At 29.6% G+C, this 17,311-nt stretch carries 14 protein-coding genes; 6 read left to right on the forward strand and 8 right to left on the reverse strand.

Annotation, left to right across the window (positions count from 1 at the left end):
- Nucleotides 1-22 precede the first annotated feature (22 nt).
- The 3 genes from AJ932_RS00375 to AJ932_RS00385 are packed head-to-tail and all read left to right on the forward strand — an operon-like array spanning nucleotide 23 to nucleotide 3,575.
- Nucleotides 23-1,399, forward strand: coding sequence for an MBOAT family O-acyltransferase (locus AJ932_RS00375; protein WP_044780018.1), 1,377 nt, complete (start codon nucleotides 23-25; stop codon nucleotides 1,397-1,399).
- Nucleotides 1,400-2,410: a DUF459 domain-containing protein gene (locus AJ932_RS00380; protein ID WP_044780017.1), complete on the forward strand. Its 1,011-nt coding sequence runs from the start codon at nucleotides 1,400-1,402 to the stop codon at nucleotides 2,408-2,410.
- On the forward strand, nucleotides 2,397-3,575 hold the full coding sequence (locus AJ932_RS00385) for an SGNH/GDSL hydrolase family protein (protein ID WP_070278487.1): 1,179 nt from the start codon (nucleotides 2,397-2,399) through the stop codon (nucleotides 3,573-3,575). Before AJ932_RS00380 ends, AJ932_RS00385 begins: the two co-directional genes overlap by 14 nt.
- A 2-nt stretch (nucleotides 3,576-3,577) precedes the next feature.
- On the opposite strand, the gene AJ932_RS00390 is transcribed toward AJ932_RS00385, so the two are convergent.
- From AJ932_RS00390 to ppk2, 5 genes are all read right to left on the reverse strand, one after another.
- On the reverse strand, nucleotides 3,578-4,948 hold the full coding sequence (locus tag AJ932_RS00390; RefSeq protein ID WP_070277240.1) for a TolC family protein: 1,371 nt from the start codon (nucleotides 4,946-4,948) through the stop codon (nucleotides 3,578-3,580).
- Nucleotide 4,949: 1 nt separating this feature from the next.
- The gene (locus AJ932_RS00395; protein WP_070277241.1) at nucleotides 4,950-6,875 is read right to left on the reverse strand and encodes an ABC transporter permease; all 1,926 of its coding nucleotides are present in this window, start codon (nucleotides 6,873-6,875) and stop codon (nucleotides 4,950-4,952) included.
- On the reverse strand, nucleotides 6,875-8,047 hold the full coding sequence (locus AJ932_RS00400; protein WP_070278485.1) for an efflux RND transporter periplasmic adaptor subunit: 1,173 nt from the start codon (nucleotides 8,045-8,047) through the stop codon (nucleotides 6,875-6,877). The genes AJ932_RS00395 and AJ932_RS00400 overlap by 1 nt, the downstream gene beginning before the upstream one ends.
- A gap of 78 nt (nucleotides 8,048-8,125) precedes the next feature.
- Nucleotides 8,126-9,316 carry a M20 family metallopeptidase gene (locus AJ932_RS00405; RefSeq protein WP_070278484.1) on the reverse strand — a complete coding sequence of 397 codons (1,191 nt, stop codon included), beginning with the start codon at nucleotides 9,314-9,316 and terminating at the stop codon, nucleotides 8,126-8,128.
- 8 nt (nucleotides 9,317-9,324) lie between these two features.
- Entirely contained in the window at nucleotides 9,325-10,206 is an 882-nt protein-coding gene (gene ppk2, locus AJ932_RS00410) for a polyphosphate kinase 2 (protein ID WP_053872584.1), read from the reverse strand.
- 93 nt (nucleotides 10,207-10,299) lie between these two features.
- Here ppk2 and AJ932_RS00415 point away from each other — a divergent pair, with 93 nt between their 5' ends.
- The 3 genes from AJ932_RS00415 to AJ932_RS00425 are packed head-to-tail and all read left to right on the forward strand — an operon-like array spanning nucleotide 10,300 to nucleotide 14,062.
- Entirely contained in the window at nucleotides 10,300-12,003 is a 1,704-nt protein-coding gene (locus AJ932_RS00415) for a protein-disulfide reductase DsbD family protein (protein WP_070209854.1), read from the forward strand.
- Complete coding sequence (locus tag AJ932_RS00420; RefSeq protein ID WP_070209853.1) at nucleotides 12,000-12,668, forward strand: MOSC domain-containing protein; 669 nt, start codon at nucleotides 12,000-12,002, stop codon at nucleotides 12,666-12,668. The genes AJ932_RS00415 and AJ932_RS00420 overlap by 4 nt, the downstream gene beginning before the upstream one ends.
- Nucleotides 12,669-12,718: 50 nt before the next feature.
- Nucleotides 12,719-14,062, forward strand: coding sequence for a sodium-dependent transporter (locus AJ932_RS00425; RefSeq protein ID WP_070209852.1), 1,344 nt, complete (start codon nucleotides 12,719-12,721; stop codon nucleotides 14,060-14,062).
- On the opposite strand, the gene AJ932_RS00430 is transcribed toward AJ932_RS00425, so the two are convergent.
- The 3 genes from AJ932_RS00430 to AJ932_RS00440 are packed head-to-tail and all read right to left on the reverse strand — an operon-like array spanning nucleotide 14,054 to nucleotide 17,308.
- Nucleotides 14,054-14,929: a 1-aminocyclopropane-1-carboxylate deaminase/D-cysteine desulfhydrase gene (locus AJ932_RS00430; protein WP_070277245.1), complete on the reverse strand. Its 876-nt coding sequence runs from the start codon at nucleotides 14,927-14,929 to the stop codon at nucleotides 14,054-14,056. The genes AJ932_RS00425 and AJ932_RS00430 overlap by 9 nt on opposite strands.
- The gene (locus AJ932_RS00435) at nucleotides 14,916-15,869 is read right to left on the reverse strand and encodes an OmpA family protein (RefSeq protein WP_002852313.1); all 954 of its coding nucleotides are present in this window, start codon (nucleotides 15,867-15,869) and stop codon (nucleotides 14,916-14,918) included. The genes AJ932_RS00430 and AJ932_RS00435 overlap by 14 nt, the downstream gene beginning before the upstream one ends.
- Entirely contained in the window at nucleotides 15,866-17,308 is a 1,443-nt protein-coding gene (locus tag AJ932_RS00440; protein ID WP_070209851.1) for a MotA/TolQ/ExbB proton channel family protein, read from the reverse strand. The genes AJ932_RS00435 and AJ932_RS00440 overlap by 4 nt, the downstream gene beginning before the upstream one ends.
- Nucleotides 17,309-17,311: the final 3 nt, after the last annotated feature.

Below are 17,311 nucleotides of genomic sequence, written 5' to 3' on the forward strand. Positions count from 1 at the left end.
AATCTCGCTTTGGATTGAAGGTATGACTTATTTTTCTTTAGAATTTAGTATCTTAATGATAGCTTTTTTTGCTATTTATTGGACTTTTAAAAATGATTACAAAATACAAAATATTTTAATTTTAATTTTCTCTTATATTATTTATATTTTAATCAATCCTTATTTCGCCTTGGTTTTATTTATATACACCTTTTTTATACACTATTTTGCCTTGCTTATTTTTGTGCGTCGCAAGCGTTATATTTTCGCTACTTGTATGGCTTTTATTGTTTTAAATTTATGTTTTTTTAAATACTTTCCTAGCATCAAAGGAAGTATTGATGAGATATTAGATTTTTTCGGTTTAGAATTTTTAAATATTGATTTAGTATTTCCAATAGGAATTAGTTTTTATACCTTTACTTCTATCACTTATCTTGTAGAAGTTTACCAAAAACGCCGTTTAGAAAGCTTTTTAAATTTAGCAACCTTCTTATCATTTTTTCCAACACTACTTTCAGGACCTATTATGCGAAGTTCTTTTTTCTTTGAACAAGCCTATCAAAAACGCGAATTTAAACATGCAAATTTAATCATCATCTTGCTTGTTTTTGGTATAGTTAAAAAAGTTTTAATAGCCAATTACCTTGGAATTTATGCTAAAAGTATTTTAGACTTTCCACAATCTTATAATTTCATACAACTTTTAAGCGCAATTTACGCCTATGCGATTCAAATATACTGCGATTTTAGCGGATATGTTGATTTAGTTTGTGCTTTTGCTTTAATGTTAGGTTTTACCCTTCCACCTAACTTTAACATGCCTTATCTTGCAAAAAATCTAAAAGATTTTTGGGCTAGATGGCATATCAGTCTTTCAACCTTTATAAGAGATTATATCTATATACCTTTAGGGGGCAATAGAAAAGGAATGCCACGCACTATAGTTAATATACTCATCGCTTTTATACTTTCAGGTATATGGCATGGCAATACACTTGCTTTTATTGTTTGGGGTTTATTGCATGGCATTGGCATAGTTTTTATACATTTGCTAGCTTTAAGCAAATTTAGTTTACAAAAAATTCCAGCTTTAGGAAGATTTTTAACCTTTCAATTTGTATGTTTTACTTGGATTTTCTTTTATTATAGCAAAAATCTAGAAGATGCAATAGAATATTTTAAAGCTTGTTATTATAATTTCTTCCAAATTCCATCCTATAATGATATTTACATGTTGGTTGCTTTTGGGGTTCTTTTTATGATCTATCCTTTATTTATTAATTTTAAAGAATATTGCATTAAGATTTTAAACCTTACTCCATTTTTACTAAAACCTTTTATCATAGCTTTTATTTTACTTTTGGTTTTTGCTTTTATGCCAGATGGAATTCCTGATTTTATTTATTCGAGTTTTTAGATGAGTGCAGTTAGATTTTTCTTCATTTTGATTATAGTACTTGGCTTGGTTGTTGTAGTTATGAATCAGAGCATTAGCTCTTATATAGAACAAAAATATCATTTTGCATTCTATCCTCATAATGATCTTTTAAAAGAAGCCAATGGCTTCAAAATTAAATTAGAACAAATTCGTGCAATTTTAAGCAACGAACCCTTGCCTCAAACCAATGAAGAAGATACAAATCAAGAAAGTAAATCAACAGATGAAAACTTAAGTAAAATAGATAAAGTTTTAAACACTTTAGAAAATGATGAAAACACTTCTCATAAAGAAACAAATCTAACCTTAATCCAAGATGCAAATATTAGTTTTATCGACAATACCAAATTAGAGCTACAAAATGGAGATGAGTTTTTATTTATCGGAGATTCTTTAATGCAAGGTGTTGCAATAGCCTTAAATAGAGATTTAAGAAATTTAAATCTTAAGGTAACCGATCTTAGTAAACAAAATACAGGCCTTTCTTATAAATCCTATTTTAACTGGTCAAAAGCAACCAATGAAGCTTTTGTTAAAAACTCAAATATTAAATATCTTGTTGTTCTTCTTGGTGCTAATGATCCTTGGGATATTAAAAAAGGAGGAAATTACCATCGTTTTGGCTCCCCTTCTTGGATAGATATTTATACAAATCGTGTAGATGAAATCATTAAAATCGCTAAAAAACATAAAGCCAAGGTTTTTTGGTTTGAAATCCCTCCTGTAAAAAAAGAAGATTTGAACAAAAAAATACAAGTGCTCAATAAAATTTACAGCAATGAAATTCTTAAAAATAAAGAAATTTTTATCAACACTAAACTATTTTTTAGTGTCAATGATGAATACTCAGCTTATATAAAAGATGAAAACAATAGAAGTATAAAAGTAAGAACAGATGATGGGATTCACTTTACCCCAAGTGGTGCAAGAGAAATGTCTAAACTTTTATTAGAACACATAAAACTTAAGGAAGAAAATGCTAGTAAATAAATTTAAAATTATCTTATTGTTTTTTATTATTTTTACTAGCTCTTATGCACAAAATTTAAATACAAATGACACAATAGATTCCATACTCAATCAAAACAAAAATCACTCTGCTTTAACAAGTTATGTATCAAAAAAAGATCTTAAAAATCTAGAAAAAAAATTAGAAAAAAATCAAAACATAGGAATTAGAATTTATGGAGATTCTCATATGGCGGCTGATTTCTTTCCGCGTGTCATAAGAGGATATTTAATCCGCTCTAACTCTATAGGTTTTGCCTATCCTCTACAGCCCAAATATCAACAAAATCTTAATCTTGTTTATTCTTATAAAAACTTTGAAATTTTAAACTCAAGAAATCCTGCTAATGCTGGACATAATTTTCCACTAGGTGGGATAATAGCCAAAGCAAAAATCAAAGGTGCAAAAATCAACCTTGATACAACCTTAGATAAAAAAAAATTCAAGATAGGATTTTTATTTAAAACCAAGCAAAATACCAATGCTTTTAGCATCAAAGATGCAAAAAACCAAAGCTATGAGTTAAAAACTACACAAATTAACAAATGGTCTTATAAAGAACTAGAACTTGATCTTCCTTTGCAAATTTCAGCCTTACAAAAGGATGCTGAGCTAGGAGGATATTTCATCACAAATAAAGATAATAATATTTTCTTAGATACCATTGCAATCAATGGTGCCAAAAGTGATTTATGGCTCTCTTGGAATCAAGCAGTTGTAAAAAAAGAACTAGAACTTTTACACAATGATTTAATTATTCTTGCTTATGGTTCTAATGATGCACTCTTTAAAGGGTTTGAAAAACAAAAATTCAAAAATAATTTAAAAAAATGGATTAGCATTTTAAAAACTTACAATAAAAACGCTGTTATCATGCTAATCTCTCCACCAACCGTAGTTCAAAAACAGGGTAAAAACTATAAGCTTGCTCCTGATTTTTTTACCATACGCAAAGCATTATATGAAGTTGCTAAAGAAGAAAAAACTCTTATCTTTGATATGCATCAGTTTATGCAAGATAGTGGGGGAAAAAACAAATGGATAGAACAAAAGCTTTCGCTCAATGATGTACATCTTACTATAAAAGGCTATGAGCTGATGGCTAAAAAGTTACTCGAGGATTTAAAAAATATCATCGATTATTAAATTTAATACTTAGGAAATTCTAAGTTTTCATCATTAAAACTTAAAGCTGTGATTTGATAGTAAGAATTAATGGTTTTTAAAAGATTAAATCTAGCTCTTAAAAATTCTTGCTGGGTAGAATTTAAAGTGTTATTTGCATCCAAATAATCTTTTAATTCACTTTTTCCTAAAATATATTTTTCATAATACGCCTTAGCGATAAGCTCTTGTTTAATGTTAATATTTTGCAAATTTTGCAAAAGCAAGGTGTCGCTTTGATAGTCTTTATAATTCAATGCAAATTCATTCATCGCACTTTGTAAAGCTTGCTCATAAGAAATTAAAAGTTGTTCATAAGCAAATTGTGAAATTTTGATATTTTGCTTTACTCTACCATAATCTAAGAAAGGCAAAGAAATCTTAACATTGCCACTTAAAATTTCAAATTTAAAACTATCATCAATTTTTTTATCACTCCCACTTAATGCTCCACCTAAAGAAATGCTAGGCAAAATAGATTTTTGTATGGAAGAATAATCCTTAAAAGCTGATTTTAAGCTATTAAGTTTAGACCTCACATCTGCACGGTATGCTAAGGCTTTTAAAGGTATGTTAAAATCAGGACTTAAGGTTTTAAAATCATTTAAAGATAAAGTTTTAAAATACTCTATATAGGCAAAACCTTCTTGCTTTGCCAATAAATCTTGTAAATTTTTTATGAGTAAATTACGATTTTTATCATTGCTTAATAAATTTTGTTTAGCTCTTAATAGACTTTGTTCTATGTTTAAAAGATCTAATTCTTCTATTTTTCCAAGTTTGTATTTATAGCTATAAAGCTCTTTCATTTGTTCTAAATTTGAAAGATAGACTCGAAGCAATTTATCTACATCGTTAAAATAAGCCAGCTCAAACACATTATTTAAAGCTGTATTGATCATGCTTATTTTTAAATTTTCAAGATCATAAGCACTTGCTTTCGCACTAAATTCACTCGCACTTGCGCTATCTCTTAATTTGCCATAAATATCAAGCTCATGGCTTAAATTTAAAGAATTATTGAAATTTTTACTTTGTTTGCCTGAATTTAAATCTTTATCCGCACCAAAACCCAAATTTCCACTTAAAGTCGGATATAAATCATAATTAATCAAATCGGCTCTAGCCAAAGCTGAAAGCAAAGTTTTTCTAGCAATATTAATATCACTATTATTTAATAAAACAAAATTTAGAAATTCATTTAATTTTGCATTATCATAAGATCTATACCAATCATAAGTGAGATTTAAATCTTTCATTTGTTCTTGAGTTAAATCAACTTCTTTAGGCAAGCTAAGTTTTGCACCACAAGCGCTCAAGAAAAATGCTAAAAAAATGCTAAGTATTATTTTCACTTTATTCCTTTGATAATGCACTAATAGGATTTAAATTTGCTGCATTTCTTGCAGGGAAAAAACCAAAAACCACACCGATAAACATAGAACTTAAAAGTCCCAAAAGCACAGAATAGGCATTTAAAATCATAGGAAAATCAGTACTTAAAGTATTAAAAGCAAAAATAACAAAAATCGATAAAATCACACCTAAAATCGCCCCTATAGTACAAATCATAACCGCTTCGATTAAAAACTGCATCATAATATCTTCTCTTCTAGCCCCTATAGCCATGCGTATGCCTATTTCTCTTGTTCTTTCACTTACAGAAACAAGCATGATATTCATCACTCCTATACCCCCAACAATCAAAGCAATCACAGCCACACAAGCTGTAAGTATCGTTGTAGTGCGTTTATTTGCTGTAATAGCTTGCTTAAAGGTGTCAGAATTAAAAGTAAAAAAATCCTTTTGTCCGCGTTTAATTTCTAAAATTCTTATGATAGCATTTTCAGCCAAAGTTGAACTCACATCATCTTTAACCTTAACTATGATTTCACGCAAATTTCTATCTCCTGTAAGCTTATTCATCAGTGTTGTATAGGGTATATAAAGACGCACTACATTATCTTCTATAGGCTTGTCTGTATCTTTTTGCAAAACTCCTATGATCTTAAAAGGTTGAGAATTAAAAAGTACCACACGACCTAAAATATTTTCACTTTTTTCATCAGGAAAAAGATTTTTTTTAGCGTTAAAATCTAACACAGCAACATTGGTACTATTTTTTACATCATCATTATTTAAAATTCTTCCCGCATCTATCCTTAAACCTTCTATGGCAAAATTATTTACCCCCACTCCTTCAGCTCTTGCACTTAAAGAAATATTGGTATAAGTTGCTACACCTGAAGTATTTGAGTGAGCATCAACTGCTTCTAAATATTCTAAAGATCTTAGCGTTTCTAAATCACTAAAATTAAGCCTTGTTTTACCCGAACGCAAATCCCCAAATCCTTTTCCAGGACGAATTTCAATAGTATTTGTTCCAAGTCTTGCAATGGATTCAAGCACCTTAGCTTGAGAGCCCAACCCCAAAGCTACAACACAAACTACAGAAGCAATACCTATGATGATTCCAAGCATAGTTAAAATAGAACGAAGTTTGTGTGCAAGTATGGAAGAATAAGCTATCTTAAAACACTCAAAGGCTTGATTTTTAAGCAAAGTAAGTGTTTTTTTCTCTTTAGACATTGTTTTTAAAGTGAGTTTTTCTTGAGCTTTTTCCTTTTTAGTATCGCTTAAAATTTCTCCATCTTTAATTTCTATAACCCTTTTAGCTTGTGCTGCAATTTTTGGATCATGAGTTACTAAGACTATAGTATGACCTTGCGCGTTAAGTTTTTGTAAAATTTCAAGCACCATAATACCGCTTTTACTATCCAAAGCTCCCGTTGGCTCATCAGCCAAAATAAGCTCTCCACCATTGATTAAAGCTCTTGCTATAGAAACGCGTTGTTGCTGCCCTCCGCTTAATTCATTCGGTTTAGAATCTAACTTGTGAGCTAATTCTAAATCATTTAAAAGTTTTTTAGCGTTTTGACTTCTTTCTTGTAAATTTTTTCCCGCATAAACTGCAGGTAAAGAAACATTTTCTTTAGCGCTAAGCAAGCTTAAAAGATTATATCTTTGAAATATAAAGCCTATTTTTTCACGCCTTAATCTTGCTTTTTCATCGTTATTAAGTTTAGTGACTTCATACTCATCAAAAACATAAGTTCCACTACTTGGCGTATCTAATGTTCCTATGATATTCAAAAGTGAAGTTTTACCACTTCCACTTTGTCCTATAATAGCAACAAATTCACCTTTTTCTATACTTAAACTTACATTTTTTAAAATGGCATTTTCGCCTATATTTTTGCAAATATTTTTAAGAAAAATCATTAAAATCTCAACTTCATTTTAGGAGCTAAGCCATCAGCACTTGAGCTTACTATCAATTCTTCATTTTCATTTACACCTTCTAAAATTTGAGTATTGATAGAATCTTTAATACCAAGTTTAACATATTTTTTAACAGCTTTTTGATTTTCTAAAATTTCAACATAATAGCCTTTTGGATCACTTTTAATTGCATAAGTTGGCACTGCTAAAACAGCCTTTGCACTTGCTACAACAATTTCATTTTGTATACTCATACCAATACGCAAAAAATCATCTTTATTGGCTACATAAAATTTTGCGTAATAATAAATAGCATTTGATGAGCTTGAGCTTGAAGAACTCGAACTTGATGAGCTTGAGCTTGTACTAGAATCACTCACTTCAGTATCAGCTGGATCTATACTTGCAATCTTAGCATGATAAGTTTTTTGAGGATCATTAAGCAAAGAAAAATCAAGCTCTGTTCCTACTTTTATCTTACTCACATCAGCCTCTGCTATTTCCATCCTTACTTCCATTTCATCTAAATTAGCTATACGGACTATAGTAGGAGTGTTTTGATTAGCATTAACTGTTTGTCCTTCATCTACAGCTACATTAATCACAACACCATCCATAGGAGCAGTAATGGTTGTATAACCTAAATCTTTTTGTGCATTTTTAAGAGTGATTTCAAGCTGAACTACTTGAGCATTAAGCTCTACAACATTGGCTTTTAAAGTATAATAATTATTTTTTTGAGTTTCTAAATTTTCAAGAGAACTTGCTTTAGCTGCATAAAGTTTTTGCTCTCTTTGATATTGCTTACTTGCAATCTCAAGAGCAACTTTTTTACTCTCTAAATTAGCCTTAGCGCTTTCAAGCTGAGCTTTTGTAATATCTAAATCGTTTTGTTGTTTATCTTTGTCAATTTGAGCGATCAAATCACCTTGCTTTACATGAGTTCCCACATCGACATAAAGTTTTATAATTTGTCCGCTAACTTGAGCACCTACATCGACTTGATCTTTGGCATATACCTTTCCTACTGCCTCTATGGTTTGAGATATATCTTTTTTTTGTATTTTTTGAGTTAAATAGCTGATTTTTTCATCATTATTAAAAAAAATAAAATAAGCCCCAACACTTCCAAGTATTGCAATTAAAATGATTAAAACAATCTTCTTTTTCATAATAACAAATCCTAAAGAAAAATCAAGATTAAATTTTACTCATTTTTTGTGAATTTTTTGTGAATTTTTAATTCTATTTTATAAATTTAAAAATTCTAAAGCCATCATCACATCACCCTGCATTAAAACTTTTAAATTTTCATCATCCCAACAAAAAGTAGAACTATGGTGCAAAGCTGGATGATTTAAATCCTTTGAAATTCCAACAAATACATAAGCTCCCATTCTTTCTCGTGTTAAAAAAGCAAAATCTTCAGCCCCCATGTCAGGTTTAGAAGAAACAATGATATTTTCTTCTCCTAAGACCTTTGCAAAAGCTTTTCTTGCTATGAAAGCAGCTTTTTCATCATTAATCAATGGAGGAAATTCTTTAGTATATTTAAGCTTATAATCTCCACCATTAGATTTTGCTGTAGCAGCAGCCACTTCTTCTAGAGAACTTTTTAAAATATCTTGTATTTTATCATTTAAAAAACGCACGGTTCCTTTTAAATAAGCATTTGCAGGAATAACATTATAAGTAGTTCCTGCACAAATTTGACCTACGGTAATCACCCCTGCTTCATAAGGGGCTAAACGCCTAGAAACAACACTTTGTATATTATTTACAAATTGTGTTGCCATAATTATAGGATCTATACAAGTGTGCGGATGAGCTCCATGCCCTCCTCTGCCAATAAATTCCAAATCAAAAATATCCGTTCCAGCCATCATTTCACCACTTACAATTTGAGCAGTATTTTCAAGCAAAGACCCCCATAAATGACAACCAAAAACCGCATCAACATAAGGATTTTCCAATACACCTGATTCTATCATAGGTTTAGCTCCACCGCTTCCCTCTTCTGCGGGCTGAAACATAAACTTAATCGTGCCACAAAATTCATCTTTGAGCTCATTTAATATCAAAGCAGCTCCCAAAAGTCCTGCTGTATGTCCATCATGTCCACATGCGTGCATCTTACCATCAATTTTTGAAGCATAACTTAGATTAGTTTTTTCTTGTACAGGCAAAGCATCCATATCCGCTCTTAAAAGAACGCATTTTGGTTTTTTCTGACTCTTCTTTTTTCCTTCTATAATAGCTAAAATTCCTGTTTTTGCAATATTTTTTTGATATTTAATGCCAAACTCATCTAAAATTTTACACACTAAATGAGCTGTATTTTCTTCTTCAAATTCAAGCTCAGGATGCATATGAATTTGATGTCTTAAATCAACTACTTTATCATAGTACTTTAGTGCTAAATTTTCAACCAGCTTATGCATTCTTTTCCTTAATCTAAATCTTTTATTTTCTCATCTGCTTTTTTACTGTCAAGTTTTTCCAAATTCGCCTCCATTTTTCGTATTTCTTCTTCTCCACTACGCACTAATTTTGCATCAATTTTGGAAAAATCTCCAGTTTTTTTATTTGGATATTCTACCTTAGAAAGTATAAAACGCAATAAATTTAATCTTGCTTTTTTCTTATCATCTGAAGAAATAATAGTCCAAGGACAAGTTGGAGTATTAGATGCTAAAAGCATAGAGTATTTAGCTAAAGTATATTTATCCCATAATTCTTGTGATTTTTGATCTACAGGAGATAATTTATATTGTTTAAGTGGATCACTTCGGCGTTTTTCAAAACGTTTTTTTTGCTCGTCTTTTGATACTGAAAAATAAAATTTAAAAAAAATAATATCACTATTTGAAATCATATTTTCAAACAAAGACACTTCTCTTAAAAAATCTTTATGTTGTTGCGGTGTACAAAAACCCATAACCGGTTCTACTCCTGCACGATTATACCAAGATCTGTCAAAAATCACAATCTCACCGGCCGAGGGCAAATGTGCTATATAACGCTGAAAATACCACTGTGTTTTTTCCACATCACTAGGTTTTTCAAGAGCCACAACGCGGCAACCACGCGGGTTTAAATGCTCAATCAAACGTTTAATCGCCCCACCTTTTCCAGCTGCATCGCGTCCTTCTATAAGTATAAGAACCTTTAAACCCTTGGCTTTAACATGATTTTGAAATTTCAAAAGCTCAATTTGCAAATTCTTTAAATCTTTTTCATATTCTATTGTACTTTTCTTTCTTTTAACAGAAATATAAATTTCATTCTTTTTAACAGCCCCTTGTGTTTTTGAAGAATTATTTTCTTGCATTTTCAAACCTTTATAAAGTATTTAAAGTAAATTTATCATAATAAATTATAATTGAAGCTAAAGATAAAGGAAAAATAAGTTTTTAGGAAATTTATGCGTATTTTTGGTATTATTTTATTAAGTTTTTGCTTATGTTTTGCTTCTATATTGTCTTTAAATGAAGCTTTTAATGTAAAATCAAACTCTTATAATAGTTCTATCTCAATTGATATTGAACTTGGAAAAGATATTTATCTTTATTCTAATAAACTTAAATTATATATAAATGAAAAAGATATAAGTTCTTTGATTAATCTACCTCAAAGCTCTACAAGAGGCAATGAAAATGTTTATTATCAAAAATTAAATTTAGCTTTGCCAAATTTACTACTAGAGCACTTTGCAAAAAATACTACAAATTTAATCAAACTCGAATTTCAAGGTTGTTCTGAACAAGGCTTGTGTTATAATCCTCAAACTTGGTACTTTGATCTCATTTCTAAAAAAGATACTTTTGAAATTTCAAAACCTTATAAAGCTCAAAAAACAGATAAAAAAACTAAAATTGAATCTGAAGAAAGCTCTATAGCAAATTTTTTAGCAACAGATAACTTTTTTTGGATTTTACTAAGTTTTTTTGGCTATGGACTTTTACTCTCCTTAACACCTTGTATTTTACCTATGATTCCGATTTTATCTTCTCTTATCATAGCAAAAAGTAATGCTAAATTTTCAAAAAAACATAGTTTTTTTCTCTCTTTTATCTATGTTTTTTTCATGTCTTTAGCCTACGCTATTGCTGGAGTTATAGCAAGTTTTCTAGGAGCAAGTATTCAAGGAATTTTACAAAAACCTATTATTTTAATTCTTTTTGCTCTAATTTTCATAGCTTTTGCTTTTGCTATGTTTGGAGCTTTTCGTTTCGAATTACCATTAAGATTTCAAACCTTTATACATAAAAAAAGCGAAAAAGGAAAGGGAGTTGTAGGTATAGCTATTATGGGATTTTTATCTGCTTTAATAGTAGGTCCTTGCGTAGCAGCCCCTTTAGCAGGTGCTTTAATTTATATAGCCAATACAGGCAATGCTTTATTAGGTGGTAGTGCGCTTTTTATCATGAGTTTTGGCATGGGTATACCTTTGCTTTTCATAGGCTTAGGATTAGGTTTTATTAAACCTAGTTTTTGGATGGAAAAAGTAAAAATTTTCTTTGCTTTTGTTATGTTGGCTATGGCTATTTGGATACTTTCTAGAATTATTGAAGAAAATTACATTTTAATTGCCTATGGAATTTTAGGTGTATTTTTTAGTGTTTTTATGGGAATTTTTGAAAAAAGTTTTACAATAATTTCTAAAATTAAAAAAAGTATTTTAATTCTTATTTTAGCTTATTCTCTAAGTATTTTCCTAGGGGGACTTTTTGGGGCTAAAAATTTCTTAAATCCTTTAAATTTCAATACTATATCTGCCTCAAAACCTGCTTTAAGCTATGATTATATCAACAATTTTGAACAATTAAAGCAAGAAATACAAACAAATACAAAGCCCATAATGCTTGATTTTACTGCATCTTGGTGTGAAAATTGCAAACTTTTAGATGAATTAACCTTTAGCGATGAAAGAATCATACAAAAAATGCAAAATTACAAACTTATCAAAGTTGATGTAAGCGAAAATAATAATGAACAAATTAAAACCATGAAAGAATTTAATGTTTTTGGCCCACCTGTTTTAATTTTCTTTGAAAATGGAAAAGAAAAATTAAAAATCACGGGTTTTATCAGTGCTGATGATTTATTAAAAAAACTAGAACCATGAAAATTCAAAGTTTGCAAATAGGGAAAATTAAAAACTATAAAAATTTCCAAAGCGCATTTATTAAAGATACTTACCTAGAAGAAACACAAATTGATTTTCTAGGTATTTTAGATGATCAAATAGCTGATAAAATTCATCATGGAGGCTACCATAAGGCTATTTTTGCCAACTCTTGTCAAAACTATCCTATATGGGAAAGATTTCTTAATAAAAAGCTAAATTTTGGCTCAATGGGTGAAAATTTGAGCATCGATGGGCTTTGTGAACAAAATGTTTGCATAGGTGATATACATCAAATTTCAAATGCAATACTGCAAGTAAGCGAACCTAGAAAACCTTGTGTAAAAATTTCTAAAATTCACAATAATCCAAATTTTACACATGAAATTTTTAAAACGGGCTTGAGTGGATGGTATTATAAAGTTTTACAAGTTGGACAAATACGAAAGCATGAAAATATTAAAATTTTAGAAAAAAATTCTACTTCACTTAGTGTATTTGAACTCAATCAACTTTTTTACTCCCCGCATCAAATTCTTAAGCAAAATCTGAATTTATTAGATAAATTAGAAAAATTAAACTCTCTCATATCTCAAAATTGGCACGAAACGATACACAAACGCTTAAAAAATACTTACGATATAAGCTATATGGATAGCTTATAAGTTTTTAAAGTTATTTTTAGGTAAAATAATTCTTTTTCGAAAGGATAATCATGCAAAGACAAACATGGAGTAGCACACTAACTTATATTCTAACAGTTGCTGGAGCAACCATAGGATTTGGAGCAACTTGGCGTTTTCCCTATCTTGTAGGAGAAAATGGTGGCGGTGCTTATGTATTAGTTTTTTGTATAGCTATGATTATCATAGGCATTCCTGTTATTTTAGTTGAAAATGTCATAGGCAGAAAAGCGATGACAAATAGCGTAGATGCTTTCAAACAAAAATGGCAAAGTATTGGATATATGGGACTTTTAGGAAGCTTTGGCATAATGGCTTACTACATGGTACTTGGAGGATGGGTTTTAGTTTATATTTGGGAATTAACCCTAGGGAATTTTAGTCTTGCCAATGTAGTAAGCAAAGAATTTACTCATCAGTTTTTTAACGACAAAATAGCCTTCAATCCTTTAGGAGTTGGTATTTTTACCACTGTTTTTGTAATTATTAATTATATTATTTTAAAAAGAGGCATTATAGATGGTATAGAAAAATCCGTCAAATTTTTAATGCCCTTATTATTTATCTGTCTTATTGTTGTTGTGGGACGCAATTTAACCCTTGATGGAGCTATAGCTGGAGTTAAATTTTATCTTGAACCTGATTTTAGTAAAATTTTATCATCAAAACTTTTAATCGATGTTTTAGGGCAAGTCTTTTTTGCTTTATCCCTAGGTTTTGGGGTGATGATAACACTTTCATCTCATCTTAATAAAAATGAAAATATGGCAAAAACCGCTATTTATACAGGGGTTTTAAATACCATTATAGCTGTTTTGGCTGGTTTTATGATTTTTCCAGCACTTTTCTCAGCAGGACTTGCTCCAGATAGCGGGCCTTCTTTGGTTTTTGAAACTTTACCTATAGCATTTTCTCATATCCATTTTGGTACCATTGTGTGTATTTTATTTTTTGTCTTACTCTTGATTGCAGCTTTAACCACAAGCTTGCCAATTTATCAAGTTATTATTAGCGTATTAGAAGAAAAATTTAAATATTCTAAAAATCTTTCTATTAACCTAACTCTAGGGTTTATCTTCATACTTGGCAATCTTCCTTGTATTCTAACTTATGGGCCTTGGCGTGATATTGTTATCATCAAAGGAAAAAACATTTTTGATAGTTTTGATTTCATTAGTGGAAATATTTTGTTTGTTTTAACTGCATTTTTTTGCTGCATTTATGTAGGTTGGATTTTAGGCAAACAAGAAAGTCTAAAAGAACTTAGCAATAACAATACACTTAAAAGTTCATGGTTTGGAATTTGGTTTTATTATGTAAAATATATAGTACCTTTGATTATTTTAATCATTTTTATCTATGGAATTTTAAACTAATTTTTTAAATTTATATCTCTCTAACATAGTGGAATTTCCTAAAATTCCACCTTGATGTATATAAAGCAATGGTTTTTTCCACTCTTGTTTTAATGCTATACTTAATCCTAAAATATCATACAACAAGTCAAATTCTATATTGCACTTTAACTTTAAATCCATATAAAGCTCATAAAATTCTTTATACGGTCTAGCAAAGTGATATTTTTTATCACTTGTTAAAAATTCTAAATTTGAAAAATCATAGCTTGGATCTAATGTTAAAATTTGTTTTTTAAGATATTTAATATCACCTACACAAGCGCAAGTAAATACTTTAAATTTAGAATACTTTGCCAAAAAAGCTGCCGAAGTGCCTGTACCCGAAGGTAAAAAAATATCAAAATCAAGCTTTAAACTTTGACTTTGCATTTGAATTTCTTGAGCAAGCTCCATATAGCCATATTGAGCTTCTAAATTAGCCATGCCTTGTTCTATAAAAATATCATCTTTTTTACACAAAGACAAGGCAAATTGCTTTAAGGATAAAGAATGGATATTTTCTACAAAATCAACACCATTTTCTAAAGCTAAAGCATAGTTTCCACAAGGATTATTCTTAAGAAAAGTAGAAATTTTTTCACAAGCAAAAACAAGCTTATATGATCTTTGTTTAGCAAAAATACTTAATGCCGCCAAAGCATTACTTTGGCTTCCTCCATAACTTATAAAAGATTGATTTTTAGGATATCTTTTATGGATATAAAAAGCAAGTTTCCTAGCTTTATTTCCATTAATTTCTCCTAATAAATCATCTCTTTTAATATAAAATTCAAATCCGTTAAAATTGATTTTTTGTATAGGACTAATTGTTTTAATGAAATTCAAAGAATTTTTCTACATCTTTTAAAGCATTATCATTTTTAATGCTAAATTTTATCTCTATGCGACGACTCTTATCCTTATCTTCAACTCCGTTGACAAACACAGGATCTGAAAAAGAACGTCCACTTGCCATTAAAAGCTTTTGAAGCTTATCACTCTTATAAAAAGTATAGATAAAATTCATCACCTCATAAGCTCTTTTTTGCGACAAATCTAAATTATAAATATAAGATCCATCACTATCAGTATGTCCTTCAATAATGATATTTTCAATGTTAGAAAAAATTTTTGGATCTTCAAGAATAGCATCAAAATATTCGCTTAAGATTTTTCTCAAACTTGCCTTTGCTTCATTTTTTAACACATAAGAATCTTTATCAAAAAGTACTTCAGCAGGCAAAGAAATAGATCCTGTCTTTTCATCTATAGTGATATTATTATCAAGTTTGCTTTGCAATTCCTTGCTTAAATTTTCACGAATCAAACCAAGATTTTGCACCTTTTCTTTAGCTTTTTGAAAATCTTCTTGTAAATTTTTAAGCTCTTCATCTTTTTTCTCTAGTTGACCTAGTAAAATCAAAATTTGCTTATCTTTATTATCTAAAGTTGAGTTCAAATCTTTACTTAACTGCTTGTAATTTGTAATATTAGCCTCTAATTCTGCTTTTTGAGAATTAGCAAGATTTAAAGCACTAGAAGCATTGTTTAAATCAGAACTTAGTTTAAACACTATAGCTTCTTTATTTCTAAGCTCTTCTTTGCTCTCCTCTAAGCGTGCCTCTTGTTTATTGAGATTGTCTTTAATTTCTTTTAAATCACTTTGAGTTAAAACATATTTTACAACAATAGCACCTATTAGCAAAATAAAAACAAACAGCAATCCTGCCATTAAATCAGCATAAGCTATCCAAAAATTGCTATCTTCTTTTGACTCATTTTTCATTTATTTTCTTTATCTTCATTTTTTAACTCATCATTGCTTTCTTGCTTAGATATTTCTGCTTGAATTTCATCTTGATTTTCTTCAGTCTTAGACTCTGAAAAATCTTCTATTTGTTTGGTTTCATTTTCTTTATTTTGATTTCCATCCCCAGAAAGCTTACTCATCATTTGACTTGTTTCTTCATCAAGTGCTTTCATTTCTTTTTTAAGCTCATCCATCATTTTGATTTTAGCATCGATACTTTTTTCTTCTTCATATACTTCCTTAAATTTATGCATACCTTCAAACAAGCTTGCTTTAAATCCCTCAAAAACCTTTTCTTGACTTTCCAACATTGCTTTTTCATAAAGTTCAAAATTTTTGCCAAAACGCTCTACTTTTTCATCGAATGCACTTAGCGTCTTATCAAGATGATGAATTTTATCACTACTGATATCGAGCAAGCGATTATATTGTTCTGACATTCTTGTATTGATTTCTTTCAAATTTTGATTGAGTAAACCTATGCCATTTAACATTTCACTATAAAGCTTTCCAAGATCGCGTTGATCTCTTTGTGCTTTACTAAGCTCACCCATGGTTTGTTTGATGTGTTCACTACTTAATCTAATAGCTTTTTCTTCTACATTTAGCATATCTTGAAAAATGCCAAATTTTCTATCAATAGCATGATCAAGCTCTGCAAAAAAATCATCATTGCTAACTTGTTTAAAAATTGCTCCAATTTTTTCAAAATGTTGCAAACTCTCAGTTAAATATCTTTGATCAAGCTCTTCTTTTGTCCAAAAAAATCCACTTGTAGCGTTTTTTTGACGATTTAGTAAACGATCTATTTTACTTTTACCATATTTTTCAAAAAACATCCACCATAATGCAAGAAAAATTCCATAAATTGAAACATAAAAAGCAGTTCCTACTCCACTTAACAAATCTGCAATTTCTTGTTCTAAAGCGGCTGTATCACTAGAACTAAAATTTGGCATTGAAAAAGCTATGCTGATAAAAGTTCCTAAAATTCCCATCATTGGAAAAATTGCCGAACCTATACTAGCAAAATTCTCATTTCTTGCACCTTTAATATATGTATAAGCAAAGTCATCAAAATTGGCATTTGATTTCGTGTCTTTCCCTATGGCAAGAAAATGCCTCATAATATGTCTTTTTAAAGCCTGTTTAAATTCATCTTTTTGTTGTTCAAAAATACTATACGCATACTCAGCACTATGTCTAGCAAAAATCAATGCTGTAAAAAAAATCACACCTGTCATAATAACCGTATGTAATTCAACCTTAAAGTCAATTACATTAAAATAACCTAATAAAATCAAAATATAAAGAAAAGCTGGAATAAAAATAATTTTAAAATAAACCAAAGAACCTCTTGCATCTTTGCCTTCAGGCAAAACAAGTTCTGAAATTTCATCTGATTTAATCTCCATGAA

Source organism: Campylobacter sp. BCW_6873, assembly GCF_001762365.1.
In the GTDB taxonomy this organism is placed as follows: Bacteria; Campylobacterota; Campylobacteria; order Campylobacterales; family Campylobacteraceae; genus Campylobacter_D; species Campylobacter_D jejuni.

What these genes read in the sequence shown, in the direction of transcription:
- AJ932_RS00385 (WP_070278487.1), top strand. Translation starts at nt 2,397, where the DNA reads ATGCTAGTAAATAAATTTAAAATTATCTTATTGTTTTTTATTATTTTT.
- AJ932_RS00375 (WP_044780018.1), top strand. Translation starts at nt 23, where the DNA reads ATGACTTATTTTTCTTTAGAATTTAGTATCTTAATGATAGCTTTTTTT.
- AJ932_RS00400 (WP_070278485.1), bottom strand. Translation starts at nt 8,047, where the DNA reads ATGAAAAAGAAGATTGTTTTAATCATTTTAATTGCAATACTTGGAAGT.
- AJ932_RS00380 (WP_044780017.1), top strand. Translation starts at nt 1,400, where the DNA reads ATGAGTGCAGTTAGATTTTTCTTCATTTTGATTATAGTACTTGGCTTG.
- AJ932_RS00435 (WP_002852313.1), bottom strand. Translation starts at nt 15,869, where the DNA reads ATGAAAAATGAGTCAAAAGAAGATAGCAATTTTTGGATAGCTTATGCT.
- AJ932_RS00405 (WP_070278484.1), bottom strand. Translation starts at nt 9,316, where the DNA reads ATGCATAAGCTGGTTGAAAATTTAGCACTAAAGTACTATGATAAAGTA.
- ppk2 (WP_053872584.1), bottom strand. Translation starts at nt 10,206, where the DNA reads ATGCAAGAAAATAATTCTTCAAAAACACAAGGGGCTGTTAAAAAGAAT.
- AJ932_RS00440 (WP_070209851.1), bottom strand. Translation starts at nt 17,308, where the DNA reads ATGGAGATTAAATCAGATGAAATTTCAGAACTTGTTTTGCCTGAAGGC.
- AJ932_RS00415 (WP_070209854.1), top strand. Translation starts at nt 10,300, where the DNA reads ATGCGTATTTTTGGTATTATTTTATTAAGTTTTTGCTTATGTTTTGCT.
- AJ932_RS00425 (WP_070209852.1), top strand. Translation starts at nt 12,719, where the DNA reads ATGCAAAGACAAACATGGAGTAGCACACTAACTTATATTCTAACAGTT.
- AJ932_RS00395 (WP_070277241.1), bottom strand. Translation starts at nt 6,875, where the DNA reads ATGATTTTTCTTAAAAATATTTGCAAAAATATAGGCGAAAATGCCATT.
- AJ932_RS00420 (WP_070209853.1), top strand. Translation starts at nt 12,000, where the DNA reads ATGAAAATTCAAAGTTTGCAAATAGGGAAAATTAAAAACTATAAAAAT.